General features: G+C 67.0%; 6 protein-coding genes. 1 reads left to right on the top strand and 5 read right to left on the bottom strand.

Going from position 1 to position 4,996, the window contains the following annotated elements; all coding sequences use genetic code 11:
- From JWP90_RS00415 to JWP90_RS00395, 5 genes are all read right to left on the bottom strand, one after another.
- On the bottom strand, positions 1–227 hold a 227-nt coding region (locus tag JWP90_RS00415; protein WP_297358445.1), incomplete at its 3' end, for an alpha/beta fold hydrolase.
- Positions 228–229: 2 nt separating this feature from the next.
- Complete coding sequence (locus JWP90_RS00410) at positions 230–1,252, bottom strand: acetamidase/formamidase family protein (RefSeq protein WP_297358443.1); 1,023 nt, start codon at positions 1,250–1,252, stop codon at positions 230–232.
- Complete coding sequence (locus JWP90_RS00405; protein WP_297358441.1) at positions 1,249–2,715, bottom strand: APC family permease; 1,467 nt, start codon at positions 2,713–2,715, stop codon at positions 1,249–1,251. The genes JWP90_RS00410 and JWP90_RS00405 overlap by 4 nt, the downstream gene beginning before the upstream one ends.
- A gap of 54 nt (positions 2,716–2,769) precedes the next feature.
- Complete coding sequence (locus JWP90_RS00400) at positions 2,770–3,660, bottom strand: proline iminopeptidase-family hydrolase (RefSeq protein WP_297358439.1); 891 nt, start codon at positions 3,658–3,660, stop codon at positions 2,770–2,772.
- Positions 3,661–3,763: 103 nt separating this feature from the next.
- A complete protein-coding gene (locus tag JWP90_RS00395) occupies positions 3,764–3,979 on the bottom strand; it encodes a hypothetical protein (protein ID WP_297358437.1) in 216 nt (71 codons plus the stop codon).
- Between the two features lie 151 nt (positions 3,980–4,130).
- Here JWP90_RS00395 and JWP90_RS00390 point away from each other — a divergent pair, with 151 nt between their 5' ends.
- Positions 4,131–4,982, top strand: coding sequence for a GntR family transcriptional regulator (locus tag JWP90_RS00390; RefSeq protein WP_297358435.1), 852 nt, complete (start codon positions 4,131–4,133; stop codon positions 4,980–4,982).
- Positions 4,983–4,996 lie beyond the last annotated feature (14 nt).

Below are 4,996 nucleotides of genomic sequence, written 5' to 3'. Positions count from 1 at the left end.
ACACTCCAGAGCGCCGGGTCGTCGGGGTGGTCGGACCGGCCGGAGCCCAGCTGGTCGTAGAGCACCACCCGGCGCTCGTCGGCCAGCGCCTTGAGCGGCTCGAGGTAGTAGCTCGGCACGCCGGGGCCGCCGTGCAGCAGCACCAGCGGCGTCGCATCCGTTCCCGGGTCGATCGACTGCCACCAGACTCGGCCGGCGACAACCGCACTGTATCCGGTCGTCGTCATCGTCACTCCGTGACCGGGGGCCACAGAACGCTTTTCGGCAGCCGGTGCACGGTGACCGCGCCGACCGCGGTGAACGGATGCAGCGGGTCGGGCGATTCCGACCCGGTCGGGCCACCCAGGCGGGTGTGCCCGACCGCGCTCATGACCGCGTAGGCATCGCCGCGGTCCCAACCGTTGTCGTTCACCAGGAAGCCGAACATGTCTTCGTAGCCGCGCGTGATGCTCTCCTGCACCGGGTCACCGAGGCCGACGAAGATCCACTCGTCTTCGGTCTCGACCCGCGGGGCGCGCAGCCCCATGCCGCGAACGAGGTCGACACTCACGACGGCGGTGCCCTCGGCTTCGATGGCGACGAACGACGACTCTCCCTCGGCCATGATGGCGTGGATGTCACCGATCGAGAGGTACGCGCCGGCCACCATGACCGGAAGGTAGACCACCGAGCCGGGGCGGCAGTCGGTCAAGTCCATGTTGCCGCCCTGCGGGTACGCAGGCATGACCGTGGAGTTGCCACCCGAGGCCGCAACCGTGGCCGCCGGGGCCGTGCCGATGCACCCGATCATGGGTCGCGTTTCGAACACGTGCCGGTCGGTGACGTGCGCGCCGGCCGCGTCGATGGGAACGCGCCGGGTGAACATCTCCTCGCCCATGACGTGCTGCAGCGCGCCCGTGCCCGGCAGGCTGACCGACCAGCCGCAGTCGGTGAGCCTGATCTCGTGGATGGTGACGGCGAGCGCGTCGCCGGGTTCGGCGCCGTCAACGTAGACGGGCCCGGTGACCGGATTGATGCCTGCCGTCAGCTTGGCCATGTCCCGGTGCTCGTGAAGCTGCCGGTACACCTCGTCGCTGGTTTCGAAGCCGATCAGCTCGCCGGTCCCCGGCGTGATGCGCAGGGCGGGCGTTTCGTCGGCCGAGAAGGCGAACTTGCCGTGGGCCTTGCCGAGGAAGTGGTCGAGGCCTGCGGAGCCGGGCCCGGCGCTTGCGGGCGCCGGGTCAGCTGCCGGGTCGAGGTTGACCGCGCTCACAGTGCTCCCCGCTCCCCCGTCGCGGGAGCCACCCGCGGCTCGGCACTCGACTCGCTGCCCAGCCCGGAGCCCGGCTCGGACTCCCCAGTGAGGTCGGTCTTCCGCCCGGAGGCGCGGTAGTAGGCGAACACCGCGGCACCGAGGATAAGCCAGACGATTCCACCGATCTTCGCTTGGTCGCTCGCGTTGAGCAGCACGTATCCGATGATCAGGAAGCCGACAACCGGCACGGCGAGGTGCAGCAGGTAGTTCTTCGACTTCTTACGCACGATGTAGTGCACGATCACGGCGAGGTGCAGCATCATGAACCCGAACAGGGCCCCGAAGTTGACCAGCGCCGAGATCAGGTCGATCTGTCCGACGAAGAACAGCACCAGAATCGCCGACAGCGCCGACACGAGGATGATCGCGTTCTGCGGAACCTGGCGCCTGTTGATGTGGCTGAGGAACTTCGGCAGCTGGCGGTCGCGGCTCATCGAGAACAACAGCCTGGAGGTCGCGGCCTGCGCTGCCATCGCGTTCGCGATGCCGACGGCCAGCACGTTCACAACGAAGAACGCGGTCATCCAGCCGCTGTTCGATGCCGCCTCCACCAGGGTGAAGAAAGCGTTGCCCACTTCGTCGTCGCTGAACGATTCGCGCCCGCCGGCCAGCGCGCTGGCGAGCCAGGTTTGCAGCACGAACAGGAACGCCACGATGCACAGCGCCATGATCATGGCGCGGCCGGCCGAGTTGCGGCCGCCGGTAGCTTCCTCCGACATCGTGGAGATGCCGTCGAAGCCGAGAAAGCTGAGCACCGCGATCGAGAGAGCGGATGCGATGAGCGGCCCGGTCACCTGGCTCGCGTCCCACAGCGGGCTGATCGTGAATGCAGCGTCGGGGATGGTTCCGCCGGTAAGGGCGCTCACGGCGATCACCACGAAGATGACCACGAACACGAGCTCGATGGCGAGGAAGATGCGGTTCATCCGCTTGATTGAGCTGATGCCGAGCAAGTTGATCACGGTGTTGACCGCAACGAAGATCAGCGCCCACATCCAGCGTGGCGATTCGGGGAAGATCCCGATCATCGACTCGGCCGCGAACACGTAGAGCAGGGTCGGTACCAGGAGGTAGTCGAGCAGGATCGCCCAGCCGGCGAAGAATCCGACGGTGGGGTGGATGCCGCGGCCGACGTAGGAGAACACCGAGCCGGCCAGCGGGATCGATTTCGCCATCTGCTGGTAGGCGAGGGCGGTGAAGATCATGGCGATGAGCCCGATCACGTAGACGAGCGGCACCATCCCGGATGCGGCGTTGTAGACCACACCGAAGATCGCCCACGGCGCGATTGGAACCATGAAGATGAGACCGTAGATGAGAAGGTCGGTGGTTGATACCGACCTTTTCAGCTCCTGTTTGTAGCCGTATGCCTCGAGCTGCTGCTGGGGGCTCAGCTCGGCGGAACTCCGCGGTGTGGTCATGTGTCTGCGCTTTCTGTGGGTGAGCGGGGAGGTGCGGGTTTGGTGCCGAAGTGCTTAGTCGTCGTGCTGCGAGAGGAACGTGGCGATCACCTGGCGGAACGCCTCCGGGTGCTCCAGGTGAACGCAGTGGCTCGCATCCGGGAACACGTGGCTCGTCGCGTTCGGAATGTGCGCAACGAACGGCGCCCAGGTCGCCGGGGTAGCCTCGTCGAATTCGCCGGCCACCACGAGGGTGGGCACCGCGACGTGATCGAGGCGGTCGATGATGCTCCAGTCGCGGAGTGTGCCGACGACGTGGAACTCGTTCGGCCCGTTCATGGTGTGGTAGACCGTGGGCTCGGCTTCCATCTGGTCTTCGCTGGCCGCGAAGTCGGCGGGCGTCGGCACCACCCGGCACACGTGACGCTGGTAGAAGACTTCCGCCGCACGCAGGTATTCGGGGTCAGTGACGGTTCCGTCGTTCTCGTGCGCGGTGAGCGTGCGCTGAACGTCGTCGGGCAGCTCGGCCCGCAGTGCGGTCGCTCCTTCGGCCCACAGGGCCATGGATGCCGGCGAGTTGCAGATCGCAAGGCTCCGCAGCCCAGCAGGCCCGCGGGTTGCGATCTCGGCCCCGAGCATGCCACCCCAGGACTGCCCGAGCAGGTGGTACTCGGTGATGCGGAGCTGGGCGAGCAGGTTCTGAAACTCGTCGACGAAGAGTTGCGGCGTCCAGAAATCGGCGGGGGCGTCAGGCAGGTGTGTGCTGTTGCCGCAGCCGAGCTGGTCGTACAGGATGACCGTGCGACCGGTGTCCGTCAGAGCCCTGAGGTTCTGAAGATAGTTGTGCGCCATGCCAGGGCCGCCGTGAAGGACGATGAGGGGTAGTGCCCCGGCGCGCGGCTCGTCGGGTTCAGTGATGCTGACCCACGTCGAGTACTCACCGAACGGGATGGTCGTGTTCGTCACTTCGGGCACCGGTGCTCTTTCCTGTGAGGGGGCTGCATTATCTTGACGTAAAAATGGTCTCGTGCCAAGACCATTTGGTACATTTCCGCGCAGACGGATGCGTTCAGTCGCCTGACCACTCGGCTCGCGCCGCGTCGTCCCGGTCGTCGAGCGAGGCGTGGATGCCGGCCACAGCGCCCTCGAACACCCGCGACTGCCCGCGCTGGTAAAGGGTGGGGCCAGGGCGGTTGAGCAGGAAACGCGAGTGCATGAACGAGCACGACGACATCGTGCCGCGCGCCTTCAACCGGTCTATCCGGTGCCGGGTGGATGCGCTCACCGCGCGGTCCGACGCGAGCTCCCCGTCGTATCGAGCGGTCAGTAGCTCCTCGGCCGGCCGACGTTGACACGCAGCACCGCTTAACATAGGTATTACAGGGGCTGCCATGGCAAGGGGTCGCCCAGCGCACAACCAGGGGCGGTGAGAATCGATGACCGGCAGCGTTCGCTTGCGCAAACGAGTGACCGGCCCGGCACCTGTGCAGTCGGCGAGCGCAGCGCAAGCCCAGTCTCCCGACCAACCGCCGGCCCCCACACACGGCACCCTCACCGCTCCCCTGGTGCCGTCGTCGCGGGCCGACGAGATCACCGACCGCCTCACCACGGCGATCGCGATCGGCGAGTATCTGCCCGGCTCGCGGCTGCCGTCTGAGCGCGACCTGGCCGCATCCCTCCAGGTGGGTCGCATGACCGTGCGTTCCGCGATCGCCCGACTGGTAGCGCAGGGCCTCCTCGAGACGCAGCGCGGCCGCGGCGGCGGTTCGTTCGTGCGCGAGCAGTGGACGTCGACGTCGAACGCGTCGGTGCACCGCACTCTCAGTGGTCGCTGGAACGAAATGCGCGACACCTGCGAGGCGGTCAGCCGCTTGCACGGCACCATTGCCCGAGCCGCGGCGGAGAACCGCACCGACGATGACATCGAGCGGATACGCGAACGCCTGCAGACCTTCCGGCTCGCGGAGTCTGGGCTCCAGTCGCAGAAGGCCGACGAACTGCTGCACATCGCAATCAGCGACGCCGCCCACAACACGACCCTGCAATCGGTGCTCGTGGAACTCGAGTCTCGCGTAAGCATCTCGGCCCCCGCGCACCTGTGGGGCGAACCCGGCGGCATGCGCCAGATGGAAGCCCGCGCCCTCACCGACCACGAGAAACTGGTCGCCGCTATCTGCGACGCCCAGGCGGATGCCGCCAGCGCGATCGCACGTGAGCACGCCCGCATCGACCTCGAGCTGCTCGAGGCAGCGCTTCACCGGGCGGGTGCACCGCTCGACAGCATGTAACGGATGCCACAGCG

Origin of the sequence: Mycetocola sp., from assembly GCF_025464835.1 — a bacterium.
Classification (GTDB): domain Bacteria; phylum Actinomycetota; class Actinomycetes; order Actinomycetales; family Microbacteriaceae; genus Mycetocola_A.
This window is presented reverse-complemented; position numbering and strand designations above follow the sequence as displayed.

Bases quoted from the DNA above. Each gene is read 5' to 3' on its own strand.
- JWP90_RS00405 (WP_297358441.1), bottom strand. From the start codon at position 2,715: ATGACCACACCGCGGAGTTCCGCCGAGCTGAGCCCCCAGCAGCAGCTC.
- JWP90_RS00390 (WP_297358435.1), top strand. From the start codon at position 4,131: ATGACCGGCAGCGTTCGCTTGCGCAAACGAGTGACCGGCCCGGCACCT.